Source organism: Neobacillus sp. SuZ13 (assembly GCF_030123365.1).
Lineage (GTDB): Bacteria > Bacillota > Bacilli > Bacillales > Cytobacillaceae > Neobacillus.
Genome location: NZ_CP126107.1, coordinates 5,692,564 through 5,712,679 on the forward strand (window position 1 = coordinate 5,692,564; position 20,116 = coordinate 5,712,679).

Consider the following 20,116-nt stretch of genomic DNA (forward strand, 5'->3'; position numbering starts at 1 on the left):
ATTGTCGAAGGATGTCTTCAAAAACCACTCTTCAGAGGGACAGTTCTCATGTTTTCAGCCAAGTTAGTTCCTGGACCAAAAGAGCCTGGCCAGCCGTCCCTCGGTCTACAAATTGATATGAAAAGTGGATGAAATTGCAAAAATCGGCCTCAAATTTCACATTTGAACCCCAAAATGACACCTTTCACTACAAAAACGGCTCCAAATGTGAATTTTAGTCGTTCGATTCATGCAGCCAAAACCGCTATTGTGAAGGTGCAGGAATTGTAGATTTGACGATTAGAAAGCACAAATTATGTGGTAGAGGGTGTTAGGAAATGGCGGGTTTAAAGTCTGGCAATATTGAAGGATTCGAGAAGTTTTCACAATTTAGTTCGTTGAAGGAATTGAATATACATATTGAGAAGTGGTTGACGGCCCACAAGCATGATTTTTCCAGAGGAGAATTAGTTGGGTTTAAGCGGCTGGTTCGTTTTTCTGCAAAAATACCTGGCGTATGCAATGCCAAAATTGGTACCATCTTAAAAGCGATTCACGAAGAATATAAAACTCACGGAATATCCCGCTCTACCTTTAAACGAATGATCTTAAAAGCAAAGGAATTTGGGATCCTAATAGTTCATGAAACAGAAAGAAAGAATGGTTCACAGTCTAGTAACTTGTATTCGTTTAATCGTTTTCCTTCAAATGAACCACCTAAAGAGGAAATCTTGGACCACCCAAAAGAAACTAATAATCTTTTAAAAACTGAAAAAGATCAAAAGATAAAAGAACGTAAAGAAGAATCGTCCGAATTAGATCATACCTACGTGAGCGATCGAGTTCCACAGCCTTTTGTCCAGTTAGTAAAATGCTTTTTTCCTGAAGCAAAGACCATCGAAGAGTATTGGAGAACGGTGAATTTAGCTGCAGCCAGCTATAGTTGGGAACTTGATATCCATCACATCCAAGATGTTGCTATCCAATCCTTTAAGCAGCTCATAAGGAAGCTGAAATTCAGCAGAAATGTCAAAAATCCATTCGCCTATTTTTATGGAATCGCAGAGAATAAGTTTTGCGTGCTATTTCATGAAATACTCAGGGATAAGTATAATCTATGTGATGCGAAAATTGAATTTAGTCTATGCTTGAACAAGAATCATTAACTATTTAGGGAGTCTGCTCCAGAACCGTCCCCATGTTACCTGTCACTAGATTGTCACGAAGATAGTCATATTTTGTAGAATCTACGCACTATAGTACGTGGTAATAAATACCTATTTAGTATTAAATTAATACGAGAGACAAACACGATCACTACTGGTTGCATGGACTCTCAATTGAGCAAATAAGGAAAAGAATCTTACATGCTAAGTGAGCAATTTACCCGCACGCTGCCAAGGTAGTAAGGGATATTCCATACATATAGGCGAGAGCACAGTCTTCCTTTCCGAGGGCAGTACATGACAGTAATAGTAGTAGGTAAGCCTTTTTCAAATCCATTAGATTTTAAAGGAGAGGAAGACTATTTTTATTCAAAAGAACTATTTTATTGAAAAGAAAATGATCTTACTAACAGGAGAATATGATGGTTATGGCAAGCTGTGTGCACGAGTTATGGCAGGAGGTGTGTCTTTTCTGGTGGGTCGCTCACCCTTACAACTATTAAATGATGCCTTAACGTACATTGGGTTTGACCTAAAAGGGGCCATTGGAAGTGCCAAACTTATTCTTGGTGAGAGGTCGAGATGTCCAATTATCGTCAATCCTTACCAAGGTATTTGCCTGTTTCCAAACAAATCACCAAATAATGCCGATTGTATGTGGTTCAACCCCGACCATATTGTAAATACAAGAGCGATGGGAAGATATCAGACAGAGGTCGAATTAAGTAACGGTCACTCGATTATCGTTGATTCAAGATTAACTTCTTTTAATAATAAAATTCACAAAGCCAATAAATTAATGCAGTTATCTATGAAAAGAGGAAACCAGCCTGGACCTATTCTTTTCTATCTTGAATCCCCAAAAGGACATCAGTTAACCAAAGAGAAAACAGGAAACTATAATTTTAATAACTTAGAGGATAACCATAAATAAAAAATACAATCTGTTTAAATGATTGATAGAAAGGGAGTAACTCTTTGAATAATTATCGTTTTGGACATGTATTAAAGAAATTAAGAAATGCACAGAATCTTTCCCAAGAGGGGTTGGCGGACCGCAGCGATCGACATCCGTCCTATATCAGCCTACTGGAAAGAAATCAGAAAAACCCAAGCTTAGATACTCTTGTTGCTCTTGCACTCGGATTGGATATGACAGCTTCTGAAATATTAAAAGAAATAGAGCAACATCCTGAGAACATCTGGATATTCAAAAATAAGAATAGGAAATGAAAGTAAAGGTAGGGTTACTTTGAAAAAATCTCTAACCAGCCAATATTGCCTTTCCCCTTGGTCTTCCAAAAGAGTTTGAATTAGTCAAACCATAAAGGTTCGTGAGGTGTTTTTTAATCTATACTTGACTATGGAAGCATATGAAACCGATTACTATAGGACGGAGAGGATCATGGTATGAGAGTGGTAACAAAGTTTAAATGGGATGAATTAGAAACGATTAAAATTTACTCTGGCACGAGGTTAGGCATTTCGGAGATATTTTCGCCGTTCCTGATGGCTACAAAAGCTTCGCATATAGTTCCCTTCTATGCCATAGTTCCTTATCAGGATACGGATTTCATAAAGAGAAAAAAGAGAGTGCTAAAACTGCTGTTAAAGAACTACGTCAAATGATGGCTGCTTTTAAGGAAGAATAGTACACTGAACCGTTAAACCATGCTGGAACCGCAGCATGGTTTTATCTCATTATCTCTCGGCAACGTATTAATATTAGATCCACTATTAAATAGAATAAACTCTATCTATATGTATTTCATTATGGTAAAATACGAGAAAACTATAGGGAGAATGAACTATGAAATTAATCAAATCGTTAGGAATTGTATTTCTATTAACTCTGCTAGTTGTAAGTACAGTTTCGGCAGCAACCGTTACTTCCTTTTTACCAAAAAGTAATAAATTGTACTCCTATAAATCTACTTATTATAACGATAAGGGGAAAAAAGTTGGTACAACTTATACGAAGGCAAAGTATAAGACGGCTGGAAAAAGTATCCTAAAAGGGGAAGATCCGCAAGATCAATACTTAATTTCTCATTGGTACGAAGATAGTAAAAAAGGGATTTATTTTGTAGATGGACCTGATACAGCGGCTTGGACGAAAGAAGACGTACTAGGCATGATTAAAGACAAAGAGGCGAAACTTTACTTAAAGTACCCTGTTAAAAAGGGCGCAACCTGGAAAGGAAAGTTTGGAACACTTGTCCAGGGCGATTACCAAGTGAAAAACTATTCAGCAAAGATTGTTTCTATTAAAGAAATTGTAAAGACCCCGTACAAATCATATAAAAGTGTAATCAAGGTTAAAATGAAACACCAAGGTTATTATGTTTACCGCTACTTTGTAAAAGGGACGGGATTAATTAAAGAGGAAACCTATACGTACGTAAAGGGCAAACCTCACAAAACAGCCGAATTATTCTTAACTAAAATCAAGTTACCAACAAGAGAGTCCGGATTCAATTTGAATCAGGACTTTTTTTCTAGGAAGATAGAAAATTATTTAACTTCTAAAAAATTATAAAGGCTGACCTAAAAGGTCTTTGAATGACGACTCTTTTGGATCAGCCTCTTATGGTCAATTATCTATTATCATAGTTTAATAAATGGTAAACACCAAAGCATTATTTCGAAGAAACGTGTTTCTTCCAATAATTTATATTGAATCCAACATCCAAAAACAGTAAAATATTTTCATGACTATAAACCTAGTAAATTTAGAGGAATCTCTCTACCAACATCGGAGGAAATATGAAAAAAAAGGGTAAAAATAAATGGAAAATCGTAGGTTTTAGCTTTTTGGGTATCCTTTTACTCATTATCGCAGGCGTAGGGTACGGATATTATCAATTACAGCCAGATAATCATTTTACATCAGTTCCAGTTGTAAGTTCTGGGAATAATGAACAGCAAGTAAATAAGAGTGTAGATATAAAAGAACCTGTATTTAACTTGTTATTAATTGGTTCCGATGAAAGAAAAGGTCAAAATATAGGGCATTCTGATTCAATGATGCTTGTTCATGTTGATTTAACCAAGCATGAATATGATGCAATAAGTATTCCACGTGACACCCGTGTCCATTTAGATGGCTATGGATATACTAAAATTACGAGTGTCCAATATATTATGCAGGCAACAAAAGGAGCCAAAAAAGGGGTAGAGGCTGCTGTCAAAGCAGTTGGAGAATTAACCGGTGTTCCTATCAATTATTACGTAGAAACCAATTATGGCGGCTTTCAAGCGATGGTTGATGCCGTTGGTGGTATTGATATGAATGTCCCATTTGATGTTAAATTAACCCATCCTTGGTATAGTGAAAATAAAAATAAAGTAATAAGTACTGGTACACATGCTTTAAATGGAAAAATGGTCGCAGAGGTTGTCCACGAACGCTATTCTTTAAAAAACGGAGAGTATGGTCGTCAAAAACTCCAAGAAGAAGCACTAAAAGGAATTGCTAAGAAAGCTCTTAGTCCAAGTAATATCAATAATCTGCCTTCACTCGTAAAATCCATTCCTGATTTTGTAATAGCAAGCAATATGTCAACTTCCGATATGTTAAGTCTTGGACTTGCAGCAAAAGACTTCGAACCGAATACACAATTGGAATATCACCAGATTCCAGGTGTTGGAAAAAGAATGTATGATGACATTTTAAAAGCTAATAACTATCAACTGGTAGTTGATCAGGATAAAATCAAAGATTTAATATCCACTCATTTTTAAGAATACTGTTTAAAAAGTTTACACACAGCTATAAAGTTCAAATCAAAGGAGAACTGATTTCAGTTCTCTTTTTAGTTCTCCGTTAAATGGGTAAATTTTCGGTAATTCAGCAACTTTACCTGTTCCGACCACCAATTGATATTTAAATACCATTCAATAGTTTGAGCAATACCAGTTTCAAAAGTAAAAGTAGGTCTCCAACCAAGCTTCTCTATCTTCGCAGGATCAATAGCATACCGTTTATCATGCCCTAACCGATCTGTGACAAATTCAATTAACTCCTCTGATTTACCTAAAGTACGAATGATCGTCTTCACCACATCTAAATTACTCCGCTCGTTATGTCCGCCAATATTATAGACTTCTCCCGTAACACCTTTATGCATGACAAGATCTATGGCTGCACAGTGGTCCAGGACATGTAGCCAATCCCGAATATTCTTTCCATCACCATATACCTGTACCTTTTCATCATTTAGGACACGAGAAATGGTCAATGGTATCAATTTCTCTGGGAATTGGTACGGGCCATAGTTATTGGTGCAGCGTGTAATATTGACGGGAAGTCCGTATGTTGCATGGTAGGCTCTTACTAGAAGGTCTGATGATGCCTTACTTGCACTATAGGGGCTATTTGGCTGCAATGGTGATTCTTCTGTAAAGAAAGTGGCTGGATCAAAGTCCAATTCACCATATACTTCATCGGTTGAAACATGGACGAATTTCTTAACATCAACCTTCAGAGCAGCATCTAGTAATACTTGCGTCCCTAAAACATTGGTTCGAACAAAGATACTCGGATCAGTAATCGACCGATCGACATGACTTTCCGCTGCAAAATGAACCACATAATCAAATTTCTCTTGTTCAAACAGAGAATTTATTGCCTCACGCTCCGTGATATCAGCCTTAATAAAATGATAGTTTCGTCTCCCCTCCATTTCACGATGCTTTGTTAAATCACCGGCATAGGTTAATAAATCTAGATTATAAATATTGTATTGAGGGTATTTATTCATCATATAGTGAACGAAATTCCCGCCAATGAATCCAGCACCGCCGGTAATCAGTACATTTTCCCTTTTCACCCCGTTCTCCCCTTTCGTTTTTGATTAATTATAAATAATTTATAAGCATATTTTGAAAAATAAAAAACAACCCCAAAGTCGAGGTTGTTCGGTAAACGCTTTCAATTATTGTTGTGATTCAAGGAGTCGGTCTCCCCTTTTAGCTGCAACCATAAGACTCATTACTGTAAGCATAGAGAAAGATCCAACAAATAATCCTGCGATAAAGATAACCATAGTGTAACCTCCCAGAGTATATTCATAATCCGTAGTAAGGTGATCATATTCGGTAGCTGGCTGGCATAGTTGTGAGAACCTTAGCCCCTTTAGTTTTGCGCCTCCATTTTTCAATGGGTTTGCCCTTTCGTACGAACTATGTGCTTATATTGATAGTATACTAATTGTTACTAGTAATGAATAGCCCTAATAACCTATTTATATGTTAATAAAGTGGGAAATACCCAGCCTTCTCATTCTGATCCCTTTCGACATGACTAAGAATAATTTGTAGCTATTCTTCGAACGATTTAAATATAACCGTTCCTCTATACATGGTTAAATAGTGATAAGCAACCTGTTTCTTTGAAGTGGAGTGATCAATATGGCAGAGAAAGAAGATGGGAGAAATTTCGGTAGGGGCTGCCTTTGGGGTATCCTTTTATCATATCCTTTATGGGTAATCGTCTATTTTATACTACGTAAAATCTTCCATTAAAGTAGCAACAATTTTTGTTCTTAATGAAAAGAACTTATTTTGAAAAATAGATTTACAGCCTTCCTTATATGGGTATTATATATAGAAAAGAAACTGAAAGCGTTTATATATACTAAAAAATAGAACCGTGCATCACCAGATTTATCTACAACTAACAATAGGAGTGGATTTCATGGACAAGCAAGGGAATCTTTTATTAGGATTATTGTGGGGAACATCTTTAAGTGTTCCATTATGGTTTGCGTTTTTCGGTTGGATTAAATTAGTAATTCAAATGATTCATTAGTATTATAAATAACAATAGAATAAAATAATGATCAGTTTACGCCAGATAGATTTGGACACTAGATTACAAATCTAGACTCCCTACTTAAGATAGATTTTCAAATATCTATCTTAAGTAGGGAGGAAATAGAGTCATATTAGGTATGTAAAGCGATACTCTCACATTCCCCATCTAATTTAAACTCCCCAAAACCAACAGGAAGGATCAGAATACGTAAAAATCAATAATCTAAGTTGTATGAATTAGCTTTCTCTTTCTATTAATCAATAAGATTAATGATAAAACAAGAAAGGCCCCAAGAGAATCAAACAAGACATCCCTAAAAGATGAGACTCTCCCTGGCATAAACGATTGATGATATTCATCTGTTACCGCATAAAGAAAGGTTAGCATCCATGAAAGAATATAAGAATATCGATAGATTTCAAGAGATTTAAACAATAATAGAGCAAGTATCCCGAATACCGTAACATGTGTTGCTTTCCTCACAATCAGGTTCAGCACATTAATCTCTTCATGGTCCGCACTTGATGTGTGAATAGTATTGTGTTCTTTCACTACTACATGTTGAATAGCTTTGGATGTTTTTTCTCCAGTAAAATACGGAAGCTGTGTGAAGCAAAAGATTAATGTCATCCAAATAATCGCTGCTAATAGCCACCCTTTTCTGCTATTCATTTATTAACCCCCTTCCCTTTAGTAAAACAAATAATCCCCCATGCCTACGATTTTAGGGCATGGAGGATTCATCATTTACTTCGCTAAAATAGTATTCACTTTATCCATGACAGCATTTTGAAGAGTAGATACCTTCTCCTGGCTCTCTTCTATAGACATACCTTTTACTCCAAAGTAAAACTTCGCCTTTGGTTCTGTTCCTGATGGACGTAAACAGAACCAAGAACCGTCGGCTAAATGATACTTAAGAACATTGGATTGTAGCAAATTGATCTTGCTTTCTTTTCCATTTGCATACCTTACAGAAGTTGAGTAATCCTCAATAATCGCAACCTCAATTCCAGCCACTTCACTTATTCGTTCATTCCTAAAGGTATCCATTAATCCAGCAATTTGTTCTGCCCCATCTTTTCCTTTTAAGGTAATTGATTGAAGTGATTCTTTATAGAATCCGTACTTATCAAAAATAGTCAGAAGCCCTTCATACATAGTCATGCCTTTGGATTTGTAATAGGCAGCCACTTCAGCAGCAAAGATAGCTGACTGGACAGCATCCTTGTCACGGACAAAGTCGCCAATCAAATACCCATAGCTTTCTTCATACCCAAATAAGAAGGTAGAAGCGCCCGTTTGCTCAAACTCATTAATCTTTTCACCAATGAATTTAAATCCAGTTAGGGTATCCAATGCTTGGATTCCGTAATGCTCAGCAATCGCTCGGCCAATTTCAGAAGTAACAATTGTTTTAATGACAACTCCATTTTCAGGCAGCGTTCCATTTACCTGTTTTTGTGATAACAAATACTCCAGCATTAACGCACCCATCTGATTACCAGTCAAAACAACATACTCACCTTCACCATTTTTAACTGCCACACCTAGACGGTCTGCATCAGGGTCTGTAGCCATGAGGATATCAGCATTGATCTTTTCTCCATACCCAATGGCCAATTCAAATGCCGCATGTTCTTCAGGATTTGGAGACTTAACGGTAGAGAAGTTTGCATCCGGCAACTCTTGCTCTGTAACAACAGTAACATGCTCAAAGCCAAATGCTTTTAATCCCGCACGAACTGGTTTATTACCCGTACCATGCAATGGGGAATAAACTACTCGCATATCTTTTGCCACACTTGCAACCATTTCTGGGTTCAATTGAAGTGTTTTTAATTGTTCTGTATAAGCATGATCTATCGCTTCACCTACGTAGGTTAATAATCCGCTTGTTAGAAGTTCCTGCTCGTCAGCTACTTCTACCGTTAACTCATTTTCCACTGTATTCACGTAACGAATAATCGTATCGGCAGCTTCTGGCGGAAGCTGGCCCCCATCCTCACCATAGACCTTAAAGCCATTGTACTCAGGCGGATTATGACTAGCTGTGATTACTACACCCGAAATGGCGTTCAAATACCTAACCGCGAAAGAAAGGACAGGTGTGGGACGAAGTTCGTCGAATACATACGCTTTGATGCCATGCTTTCCAACTGTTTTAGCCACCTCTAACGCAAACTCAGGAGATTTATGGCGGGAATCATAGGCAATAACAACACCACGTTGTTTCACCGCTTCGCCTTGTTCCACAATGTACTGTGCAAGCCCTTCAGCCGCCCTACGGATCGTGTAAGTATTTAAGCGATTAGTACCAGGTCCAAGCTCTCCCCGCATACCGCCCGTACCAAATTCTAAATGTTTATAAAAACTATCCTCTAATAATTTCTTAATGATATCCATTTCTAGTAACTTTTCTTTTAAATCATGATCTAGTTTATTAAAAGAAATCCATTTTTCTGCATTATTTAACCAAGTCATCAAAAATTCTCCCTTTTTCACTAAGATGTCTATTATAAAATCCTAAATGTACCTAGAAGCAATAAACGGCTTATTTGATAATGCTACAAAAAGCAAAAAGAAGGGGCGGACAAATGTCCCCCCTAATATTAAAACAATCTTTTACTTTTTATTTTGGATATTATAACTTACATAATCTAATCACCAAAAAATATTAAACTAGTGAGACTTCTAAGCTATTAATAGTTTCTCTTCCGATAGAATCATAAATGATTTTCGCATCTTTTGCACTAGTAAGGTCATAACAATTTCTACCATCCAGTATGATAGGGTTTCTCATTAGTTTGCTATAATTGGATAAGTTAAAGTTTTTAACTTCATCCCATTCAGTAAAAATAAAGCATAAGTCTGCATCTTTAAGAGTATCTTCAATTGATGTGGAGTAAGTAATATTCTCAGGATATAATTTTTCGAAGTTTTCAATACCTACAGGATCCCATGCTTTTACATTAGCGCCATCTTCAAGCAAAATTGGAATGTTTACTAGTGATGGAGCTTCCCTTAAATCGTCCGTACCTGGTTTAAAGGTTAATCCAAGAACAGCTACATTCAAACCTTTCAAACTATCAAAATACTTTCGAGATTTTTTTACTAATTTTAGCTTTTGATTTTCATTTACATCAATAGCGGCTTTAATAGTCTTTAATTCATGATCATGAAAATTGGCTAACCAATGTAATGCTTTTGTATCTTTAGGGAAACAAGAGCCTCCGTAGCCGATACCTGAATTTAAGAATCTATTACCGATACGATTGTCATAACCCATACCTAGCGCAACATCTTCTATGTCTGCTCCTATAATTTCACAGAGATTAGCTATTTCATTAATAAAAGAAATTTTTAATGCTAAAAAATCATTAGATGCATATTTAATCATTTCTGCACTTTTCCTATTTGTAACCAATATTGGTGCCCCAAAATCCTTATATACATCGCTCAATATCTCGCCTGCACGAGGCTCTTCCACCCCAATTACAATCCTAGATGCATTTAAAGTATCTCTAACAGCTGTACCTTGTGACAAGAATTCCGGATTCGAAGCAACACTTACTTTTACATTATGAACAAGGTTTGTTTTGATCAAGTCCTCAATCTTATCATTGGTTCCAACTGGAACAGTAGATTTAATAACCACTACACAATCATTCTCAATACTTTCAGCAATTTGAACAGCTACTGCATTGACATAGGATAAATTCGCTGAGCCATCTGGCTTTTCTGGAGTTCCAACACCAATAAAGATAACATCGGCATCTTTATATGCTTCCTTGTAGTTTGTTGTAAAGTTCAGTCTATCCATGTTTTTTACCATTAACTCTTCTAAACCTGGTTCATAAATAGGAGAGATTCCTGAACTCATTAAGGCTACTTTTCTATCATCTATATCTACACAAAAAACTGAATGTCCATTTTCTGCTAAACATACACCGGTTACTAAGCCAACATATCCAGTTCCTGCAACAGCAATTTTCACTATATATTCCACCTTTAAGAATCTTTAATAAAAGAATTTTAGATTTTATAAAAACAGATTATCTTATAATCTGTAATAAGTATCATTTTATACTAAATTTAGTAGTTAACTTAAATTAACAAACAAACCTATTTTATAACATGATTACATAATTGTATATATGAGTATCTATACATAAAAACCATTTTGAGGAATTTTTACAAATTGTTCATGAGACTATTGCAATTATAACAACACTAAATAAATCTAAAAATTCATGATAACACCCACACTAACTTAAACTAATTTCTGAATTAATAAAAGATATAAATAACCCGTATCCACACTGTGAATACGGGTTATAAATTTAGAAAAAATTATTTTCCTAATGAATACTGTTTCTTAAAATAATTCTGATATTCTCCACTAATGATTTGCTCCCACCACCATTTATTATCTAGATACCATTCAATAGTTTGAGCAATTCCTGTCTCAAATGTATAAGTCGGTTTCCAACCTAACTTTTCTAATTTAGTTGGGTCAATGGCATATCGTTTATCATGTCCTAAACGATCGGTTACAAATTCCACTAACTCTTCTGATTTTCCTAAAGTCTTAATGATAGTTTTAACAACCTCTAAATTTGTCCGCTCATTATGTCCACCAACATTATAGACTTCACCATTTATTCCTTCATGTAAAACTAGGTCAATAGCTGCACAGTGGTCTATAACATGCAACCAGTCACGAATGTTTTTACCATCTCCATAAACAGGTACTTTTTCATCATTTAAAACACGAGAAATGGTTAATGGTATCAATTTTTCTGGGAAATGAAACGGTCCATAGTTATTTGAACAACGAGTAATATTAACTGGCAGCCCAAATGTTTCGTGGTAGGCACGTACCATAAAATCGGATGAAGCTTTACTTGCACTATATGGACTGTTAGGCTGCAATGGAGTTTCTTCTGTAAAGAATGTTGTTGGATCAAAATCTAATTCACCATAAACTTCATCAGTAGAAACATGAACAAACTTTGTCACTCCAATTTGTTTAGCTGCATCGAGTAGTACTTGTGTTCCTAATACATTCGTTTGAACAAATATTTCTGGTTCTGTAATAGAACGATCCACATGGCTTTCAGCAGCAAAGTGAGCCACATAATCAAATTTCTCATTAACAAAAAGTGACATAATTGTATCACGGTCAGCAATATCAGCTTTAACAAAATGATAATTCACTTTCTTTTCAATATCTCTGTGCTTAGCTAAATCACCAGCATATGTTAATAAATCTAAATTATAAATATCATAATGAGGATATTTGTTAACCATATATTGTACAAAATTCCCACCAATGAAACCGGCCCCACCGGTTACAAGAATCTTTTTCTTTTCCATTATTTCACCTCATGTTTTAATGCCTTTAAGTATTGTTCTAGGGATTCCTTCCAGTTAGGTAATCCTTCAAATCCATTATCGATCAACTTCTGTTTAGACATTCGTGAATTTGCTGGTCGAACTGCTCTGGTAGGATAATCTGCTGTTGGTATAGAATTCACTTTAACAGCTTTCCCTGAAAGTCGAAAAATCTCCTTAGCAAAGTCTGCCCAGCTACAAAACCCTTCATTTGTTGCGTGATAGATACCATAGTTATCCGTTTGAATCATATCAAGTAATAAACGAGATAAATCAAATGTATTCGTTGGTGAACCAACTTGATCGCCTACTACACTTAACACATCACGATTTTCCGCTAAGCGCAGCATTGTTTTAACAAAATTGTTTCCATTTATCCCAAAAACCCAAGATATACGGACTATAAATGATTCTGATAATAAAGATTGGACTTCTTTCTCTGCTTCAAGTTTGGTTCGACCATAATATCCCAATGGGTTAGGTTCATCCGTTTCAACGAAAGGAATCTCTCCAGTCCCATCAAAAACATAATCAGTACTAATATACATAAATTTAGCATTTACTTCTTTTGCCGCACTTGCCAAGTACTTTGTCCCATTTACATTAACATTCCAACAATTTTCCTGATCATCCTCTGCCTTATCAACTGCAGTGTAGGCGGCACAATGGATGATAGCATCCGGATTAATTTCTTTTACAAAATGATTAACCATTTCTTCATTAGTTATATCTAAATTTTTGGATCCAACACCCACCATGTTAAAGCCACGGTTCAACCCTTCACGAACAACATCAAACCCTAGTTGACCAGTAAAACCTGTTACAAGAATTTTCATGGTTTACTCTCCAAAATAAAAGTTATTTTCCGCATCTGTTAGTAGTGGAGCTTTTTCATCTTTTGCTGATAATACCGGGCTAATCTCCATAGGCCATTCAATACCAACCGCGGGATCATTCCAGATAATTCCACGGTCACATTCTGGTGCGTACAACTCATCCACTTTATATTGAACCTCTACATCATTTGTCAAAGTCATAAAACCATGAGCGAATCCTTTTGGAATCAATAATTGTTTTTTATTTTCTGCAGTTAACTCAATTCCAAACCATTTTCCAAATGTGGGACTTTCTTTTCTAATATCCACCGCAACATCAAAAATTGCTCCTTTTGTGCAGCGAACAAGCTTCGTTTGAGCCTTTGGATTTAATTGATAATGCAATCCTCTTAATGTCCCCTTTATTGCAGAAAATGATTGATTATCTTGTACAAATTTAATGCCAATTCCCTCTTTTTCAAAAATTGCATCACTATACGTCTCCATAAACCACCCGCGATGATCCCCGAATACGTTGGGCTCTATAACCTTTACTCCGGGTAATAAAGTTTCAATTACTTTCATCTTGCCTCACCTCTTTGTTAATACTTTATGCTGCCATTTGCTACTTTTAGTAAATATTGCCCATAACCCGTTTTAGAGAACCTTTCGCCAGATTTATATAATTCATCCTTACCAATCCAACCATTTATATAAGCAATCTCTTCAGGTGCAGCAATTTTAATTCCTTGGTGTTCTTCTACAGTTTTAACAAAATTAGTTGCTTCTATTAAACTTTGATGAGTTCCCGTATCTAACCATGTAAATCCACGTCCAAGAAGTTCTACATCAAGTTCACCCATATGTAGATATGCTTCATTTACCGAGGTAATTTCTAATTCGCCTCGTGCAGACGGTTGTACTTTTTTGGCAATATCCACTATCCTATTATCATAGAAATAAAGTCCCGTAATAGCATAATTTGATTTTGGAAATTCTGGTTTCTCTTCTACACTTAATACCTTGCCATTATCATCAAATTCTACAACCCCAAAACGTTCTGGATCTTGGACATGATATCCAAACACAGTTGCTCCACTATTTTTATTAGCAGCCCTCTGAAGGATTTTTCTCATACCACTACCGTAGTAGATATTATCTCCTAAGACCATTGCAACTGAATCTCCATCAATAAAGTCCTCACCAATTATAAAAGCCTGGGCTAATCCGTCTGGGCTCGATTGAACTTTATATTGTAGATCTATACCGAATTGAGATCCATTACCTAACAATGCCTTAAAACGGGGTGTATCCTCTGGTGTTGATATTATTAGAATATCACGTATTCCTGCAAGCATTAGTGTAGACAATGGATAATAAATCATAGGTTTATCATAAATTGGTAGCAGTTGTTTACTAGTAACCATTGTTAATGGGTATAACCGCGTCCCACTTCCACCAGCTAAAATAATTCCTTTCATCTAAAAACCACCATTCATTGTTTTTTTTATTTTTAAAAGCTAATTAAATTCGATTTGTCAAAATAAAAATAATTTTTTCTTTATAATGTGTTGGACTAAAAGAATCGCATTTGATAACTGTTTTATGCCAGTTTAGTTTAATAGGGTTCCGAACCGGCATATGATGCCCCCCTTAGATTGGCGCAAGGTAAGACTGCACTTGGAAAGGCTAATCCCAAAACCGACCTCCAATGGTCTTTTCAGAATCAAGCAGGTGCACTATGTTCAAGGGGGATCATATTAATCTACTAGTTTTTTTTATCTTATTTAAGACAAATAATGTAACTTTCTCTTGAAGTATCATTAAGACTACAAAATAAACGGTTGTTCCTACAACTACTCCAACTACAAATGATATTATTAAGTTACCAATTAACAACCTAATAATTGACACGACGAAACCCATTATTAGTGCCGCAATAACATAAGTAATTGTGGACTTGTTAATAAATGTTATTTCATTATATCCCAATCTCTTTTTTGCAACGTAATATCTCATACCAACTGCGCTAAACTCAACAAAGACTTGTACCATACCAGCTCCTATAACACCAATCATAGGAATAAATATAATATTAAGCGCTAAACTTAATCCACTTGTTATTATTGCACAATACAAACCTACTTTTTCTTTTCCTGAAGCAACAAGCACCTGATACTGGAGGTAAGAAGATAATGGTGAACAGATAATTGTTATCGACATTACTTGTAATAGCTTTCCTGCCTCTAAAAACTCCACACCGCCTAGAATGTACATGATATTTGGTGCTAGACATAAACAACCAATCGATATTGGTATTGTAATCCACATAATATAATTCGGCATCTCAGATAGAAGACTTCTAAACTTTTTTTCGCTATTTTCCTTGTAATACGACGCTCTAGATAAGGTAGCATTAGAAACTGCTGTAGATACAGTCATTGCCATCATTACAAGCATTTTACTCCTGTTCATGAATGCAACTGCCTTTGTATCAAGGTAAAATCCAAGCATTATTTGGTCAAAATTTGTGTAGATATTGACAATAAAAGCATGAAGAAAAAAAACACGTAGACTTTTTAAATGTCTAAATGGATTTACGTTCTTCCATTCCCACCTAACATATTTTCTACTATATATAAAATTTAATATACCACTTAAACTTGTAGCCATTACGCTAATTAAACCATATATAACGTAGTGTTCTGCCTGTTTTACAAACAAAAAAATACAGATAAGTGAGATTAACTTAACTATCGCACTTCTAATTGTAATATATCGATACTCCTCAATCCCTTGGAAAAACCAGTCTATTGCGAACATGTTCAATATAATGCTTACCGACATAATCAAATATATTGGTAAATCCAAATAAAACTTCTCAATATTAAATAAAACTAAAAAATAAACAATTGTAACTATTAGTGATAGTATCCCATTAATGATAACTATTTCAGAAAATAACCTATTTAACTTATTCTTATCATCGCGTATTTTTGCTACTTCACGAACGCCATATGTTGTTGTTCCAAATACTGCAAACAGTATAAACCAATTAACAACAGCTGTAGCAAAATTTACCAATCCTAAATTTGACGCACCTAGAATTCGTGAAACGTAAGGAGCAGTTAAAAGAGGGAATAATAAATTTAAGCCCGTGTATAAAAAATTAAAAATAACATTTTTAAATAAAGACTTTTGTTGAGCCATATTTTATCTGTATCGTGATAGATACTACACTCCTTCTAGGATTTTAAAAACTTAAATAATATTTAGGTAACAGTAGCTATAGCCTATCTGATATAATTAAATAACTTTATTTTTTCACAATGCTTTCCCGAGAACTAAGTAACAAGTTATATACGTTTAGTATTTCGTCGACACATCGTTCTATTCTAAAATGCTTCTCTGCATATTCTCTAGCTTGCCGTCCCATCCTGTCACGCAAATCTACTTCTTTGATCATCCTCTGCATTTTTGCAGCCAAATTATCTACACTATTGTAGTCATAAAGAAAACCGGTCACGCCATCTTGAACCAGTTCAACAGTCCCCCCTGTATTACTTCCTATAACGGGGATTCCCCCCATCATCGCTTCCGCAGTGACACGACCAAAGGCCTCTGCCGTAGAACATACCAATTCAACATCCATATCTTTACGTAATTCAGGCATATTTTTTACCAAGCCTAGTACGCTCACAAAATCAGTCAATTGAGATGGTAATTCTTCTTGCAATCCACCAGAACCAGCAATATACAAATGAAAGTTGTTAATTCCTTTTTGAATCAACTTCAAACAAGCCTGAATAGCATATTCCTGCCCTTTAGCTTTACTAATACGACCAGCAATTAAAAAATTTACACTATGCTTCATATTACCTGTATGTTCAATTAAATTACTACTATCTACACCATTATATATAACCCTTTTCTTTCTTTTGTCGAGTAAGTCATAATGGTTAAACACTGCATTGGATATACAAATAAAACGATCTGTATATTGATTCATTATCCTAAAATATCTTTTCTTAGAGATAATAGGATACATTTGAAAATCTAAATCAGCAAATTCCCTAATATGCCAAACATGTTTAATCCCACTATATTTTTTTATTAGGGCGCCAATATTAATAACACTTGAATTAGAATGAATAATGTCAATACTTTCTTCTATTGCAAATTTTGCAACCTTTTTCGCAGTTATTTCGTTTATCTCTTTTTCATAAAAATACCATCGAAATTTATGTTTTACCCATTGAACATTATTTTCCTTTTTTAAACACCACCTATAAAATGAATAACAAAGAATTTCGACATTCCTCTTAATTAACTCTTCGTAAAAATCTCCCGATTGAAATGACGTCAATACATAAATCTTATGTTTCGCTCTAAGCGTGTCAATAATGTTTAGCATTGATTTACTTGCTCCGTTTAAATATGGTTCATGTCCAATAAATAATATCTTCACAATACGTTTCTCCCATATCTAACTTTAGACTTTTGTTTTTGAAAATCATCATCCCACAATACATATGCTAAGTACAAAAGCGTAAAATTAAGTGGCAATTGGATTATACTTGATTCCGTAATACCGTACACACTATATAAAGATAAGACTGTCAAAAGTGCAAAGTTTTTCTCTTTAACTACTCTTCGGAACAAAAAAAACTCCCCTAAAATGAACAGAATAAAAAATATGATTCCGTAACCTAGTAGCAAGTAAATAAAGCTGTTATCCAGGGTATATAAATCACTAACTAATGACCAACCTTCAACTCCGCTGTTAATTTCCAATTTAGCCCCAAATAATGAAATCCCATAATGTTGAAAGTATAATAAGGCCTGCGTTCCTCTAGATGCAAATGTATCTGAGAGGTTATTAGTAAACGAAGAAATATTCAGTATTGCAAATGTAGCTAGAAAGGGGATAATTATCACAGTATATTTTAATTTATCTAAACAAAACCTCACACACTGCCTCAAATAATTATTCCTATTTTCTTTACTCGCATAGCTAACTAATACGGACAAAACAACTAAGCTAAGCATCAAAAAGGATGCCGTCATACTATCTGTAACTCTATAATTTAAAAATGTAACAATTGCAAAAATAAACGCATCCAAAAAATTCAATCTTTTACTTTTTATGCAAACATACATAGACATAAGTTGAAATGTTCTTGCTGCAAGTGTATTTGGATGATAAAATCCAAAAGAATATCGTACTTTACCATCAATTCTAGTTGTAGATGTATTTGTTATCATATCTAATCCTGCTAGAGCTACAATAATCAGGTATGCTAGTAATTGACTAATAAACAACCTTCGAATCAGTTTTTCTAAGTCAACTCGTTTCGCTCCACAAATAAACCATAATATAGTTACAATCCAGTTTCCATCACTATAAAGAATTGAAAAGAAACCTAATATAACTAATAAAGCTATTCGCCAATCCTTATATTGTAATTCTTTAATAACTTTTACTATAATAAATCCTCTAACCACTATCCATACAACATGTTGAATGTGATATAAGATTATGGCAAAGTTTCCTAAGTCACTTATTCTAGTACCATTAACAAGGGCGGTAATAAAAAACCATATACAGGCAAGAAAAATATATATATCTGCTAAAGTATAGACTCCCTTTCCCCTACTTTTTTCCAACCGCGAGAATTTAGCATTATATATCATTCATCTAACCTCCGGATTGATTTGCCATTAAGTAATATTTAATATCATTATACATCTTTACTTCCTCCAAAAAGCTTTTTTATTCACTTATACACCACCTACGCTATATTATTTAATAAGATAGCTCTTACTTATTTGACATTCTGCTTCAAAGCTTCCTTAACCGCTTCTAAATAGGCAAATCCATTTTTCTTATCAGGTTCTAAATAGGTTCCTTCTGCCCATTCGTTCCAAGCATTTATGAATAAAAAGTCACTTCCGTGTACTTCTTTTCCTCTCTTTATTTGTTGCCCCAAATATTTTTGGAATTTCTTCGGAGTTGCACCGTTAAAAACTAATGCTTTATCCCCTTTTCTAGCGGTGTTATCCCAATCAATAAATGCACCTAAGTATACCTTCTTATCCTTAACTTCCATATTTCTCTTAAGGATTCTCTTCCAAGTTATATCGTAATCCATCGTTTTGTAAATAAATTTCCCCTTACTCGGGATCATTGATAAGTTTTTCAATTTATTCTTTACTTTATCTATAACCGGCCGATCATGATGTATTGTATAATTCGGTTCAAATTGTATTACAGCTTCAGATAAGTTAGAAACTTCCTTTTTCTGCAATCCATTTAATGTCTCTACTATATATAATCCCTCTAAACCATTTTCCTTTGCTTTCTCAATCCAGTATTCAAAAAGTTCCTGATGATTAGGTATACTCTCAACCTTATAGATAACTAAAACAGGTTTATTATCAATTTTTATATATCGATCGTCTTTGAAAAACTGTAGCAGATAGTTAAAGTGGTTTAACCAATCTCCTTTATCTCCGTACTTTTGAGATAAAAGAACCTCACTGGTTTTACCATCCCACGAACGTGTCCACGGCTCGTTAGCCCATGATACGCAGAATGGTAAATCAAGATCTTTGTTTTCTAGTACCTGTTCTAATGGTTTTTGTAAAACCATTTTTCCATTAAACCAATAATGGTAATAACAAAATCCATATATTCCATACTTTTTTGCTAAATCAATTTGCCACTTTTTGGTCCCATCATCTAATAAGTTATAGTAATTATCATTATATGGTTCTCTTGGCTGATCTTGTCCATTAAATAGTGTTTTGGCTTTTGTAGTATTAGTCCACTCTGTAAAGCCTTTCCCCCACCATTCATCATTCTCTGGTATAGCGTGAAACTGTGGTAAATAGAAAGTAATTAACTTCATTCATATACCCCTTTAAATATGTTCAATAAT

At 34.8% G+C, this 20,116-nt stretch carries 18 protein-coding genes and 1 riboswitch; of the genes, 5 read left to right on the forward strand and 13 right to left on the reverse strand.

What is annotated here, in order from left to right; genetic code table 11:
- Positions 1-317 precede the first annotated feature (317 nt).
- From QNH17_RS27790 to QNH17_RS27810, 5 genes are all read left to right on the forward strand, one after another.
- Positions 318-1,145 (forward strand): hypothetical protein, encoded by an 828-nt coding sequence (locus QNH17_RS27790; protein ID WP_283876555.1) that lies wholly within the window; start codon positions 318-320, stop codon positions 1,143-1,145.
- Positions 1,146-1,530: 385 nt separating this feature from the next.
- Complete coding sequence (locus tag QNH17_RS27795; protein ID WP_283879615.1) at positions 1,531-2,079, forward strand: competence protein ComK; 549 nt, start codon at positions 1,531-1,533, stop codon at positions 2,077-2,079.
- Positions 2,080-2,123: 44 nt separating this feature from the next.
- Positions 2,124-2,378, forward strand: a complete 255-nt coding sequence (locus tag QNH17_RS27800) for a helix-turn-helix domain-containing protein (protein ID WP_283876556.1) — start codon at positions 2,124-2,126, stop codon at positions 2,376-2,378.
- 577 nt (positions 2,379-2,955) lie between these two features.
- On the forward strand, positions 2,956-3,684 hold the full coding sequence (locus QNH17_RS27805) for a hypothetical protein (RefSeq protein ID WP_283876557.1): 729 nt from the start codon (positions 2,956-2,958) through the stop codon (positions 3,682-3,684).
- Positions 3,685-3,911: 227 nt separating this feature from the next.
- Positions 3,912-4,889, forward strand: coding sequence for an LCP family protein (locus tag QNH17_RS27810; RefSeq protein WP_283876558.1), 978 nt, complete (start codon positions 3,912-3,914; stop codon positions 4,887-4,889).
- A 71-nt stretch (positions 4,890-4,960) separates the two neighbouring features.
- Here QNH17_RS27810 and rfbB (QNH17_RS27815) read toward each other — a convergent pair whose 3' ends face one another.
- The 13 genes from rfbB (QNH17_RS27815) to QNH17_RS27875 all read right to left on the reverse strand — a co-directional run bounded on the left by rfbB (QNH17_RS27815) (position 4,961) and on the right by QNH17_RS27875 (position 20,086).
- Positions 4,961-5,977, reverse strand: a complete 1,017-nt coding sequence (gene rfbB, locus QNH17_RS27815) for a dTDP-glucose 4,6-dehydratase (RefSeq protein WP_283876559.1) — start codon at positions 5,975-5,977, stop codon at positions 4,961-4,963.
- 105 nt (positions 5,978-6,082) lie between these two features.
- The gene (locus QNH17_RS27820) at positions 6,083-6,193 is read right to left on the reverse strand and encodes a DUF3789 domain-containing protein (protein WP_251463276.1); all 111 of its coding nucleotides are present in this window, start codon (positions 6,191-6,193) and stop codon (positions 6,083-6,085) included.
- A gap of 48 nt (positions 6,194-6,241) precedes the next feature.
- Positions 6,242-6,327, reverse strand: a riboswitch (cyclic di-GMP riboswitch).
- A gap of 858 nt (positions 6,328-7,185) precedes the next feature.
- Positions 7,186-7,635 (reverse strand): VanZ family protein, encoded by a 450-nt coding sequence (locus tag QNH17_RS27825; protein ID WP_283876560.1) that lies wholly within the window; start codon positions 7,633-7,635, stop codon positions 7,186-7,188.
- Positions 7,636-7,710: 75 nt separating this feature from the next.
- Entirely contained in the window at positions 7,711-9,447 is a 1,737-nt protein-coding gene (locus tag QNH17_RS27830; protein WP_283876561.1) for a phospho-sugar mutase, read from the reverse strand.
- Positions 9,448-9,640: 193 nt separating this feature from the next.
- Positions 9,641-10,963, reverse strand: coding sequence for a UDP-glucose dehydrogenase family protein (locus tag QNH17_RS27835; RefSeq protein ID WP_283879616.1), 1,323 nt, complete (start codon positions 10,961-10,963; stop codon positions 9,641-9,643).
- A gap of 353 nt (positions 10,964-11,316) precedes the next feature.
- Positions 11,317-12,342 (reverse strand): dTDP-glucose 4,6-dehydratase, encoded by a 1,026-nt coding sequence (gene rfbB, locus QNH17_RS27840; protein ID WP_283876562.1) that lies wholly within the window; start codon positions 12,340-12,342, stop codon positions 11,317-11,319.
- Positions 12,342-13,196: a dTDP-4-dehydrorhamnose reductase gene (rfbD, locus tag QNH17_RS27845; protein WP_283876563.1), complete on the reverse strand. Its 855-nt coding sequence runs from the start codon at positions 13,194-13,196 to the stop codon at positions 12,342-12,344. Before rfbD ends, rfbB (QNH17_RS27840) begins: the two co-directional genes overlap by 1 nt.
- 3 nt (positions 13,197-13,199) lie before the next feature.
- Entirely contained in the window at positions 13,200-13,760 is a 561-nt protein-coding gene (rfbC, locus tag QNH17_RS27850; RefSeq protein WP_283876564.1) for a dTDP-4-dehydrorhamnose 3,5-epimerase, read from the reverse strand.
- 17 nt (positions 13,761-13,777) lie between these two features.
- Entirely contained in the window at positions 13,778-14,656 is an 879-nt protein-coding gene (gene rfbA / locus QNH17_RS27855) for a glucose-1-phosphate thymidylyltransferase RfbA (protein WP_283876565.1), read from the reverse strand.
- 274 nt (positions 14,657-14,930) lie between these two features.
- The gene (locus tag QNH17_RS27860) at positions 14,931-16,385 is read right to left on the reverse strand and encodes a flippase (protein WP_283876566.1); all 1,455 of its coding nucleotides are present in this window, start codon (positions 16,383-16,385) and stop codon (positions 14,931-14,933) included.
- A gap of 106 nt (positions 16,386-16,491) precedes the next feature.
- Entirely contained in the window at positions 16,492-17,643 is a 1,152-nt protein-coding gene (locus QNH17_RS27865; protein WP_283876567.1) for a glycosyltransferase family 4 protein, read from the reverse strand.
- The gene (locus QNH17_RS27870) at positions 17,640-18,869 is read right to left on the reverse strand and encodes a hypothetical protein (protein ID WP_283876568.1); all 1,230 of its coding nucleotides are present in this window, start codon (positions 18,867-18,869) and stop codon (positions 17,640-17,642) included. Before QNH17_RS27870 ends, QNH17_RS27865 begins: the two co-directional genes overlap by 4 nt.
- Positions 18,870-19,000: 131 nt before the next feature.
- Positions 19,001-20,086, reverse strand: a complete 1,086-nt coding sequence (locus tag QNH17_RS27875) for a glycosyltransferase WbsX family protein (RefSeq protein WP_283876569.1) — start codon at positions 20,084-20,086, stop codon at positions 19,001-19,003.
- Positions 20,087-20,116: the final 30 nt, after the last annotated feature.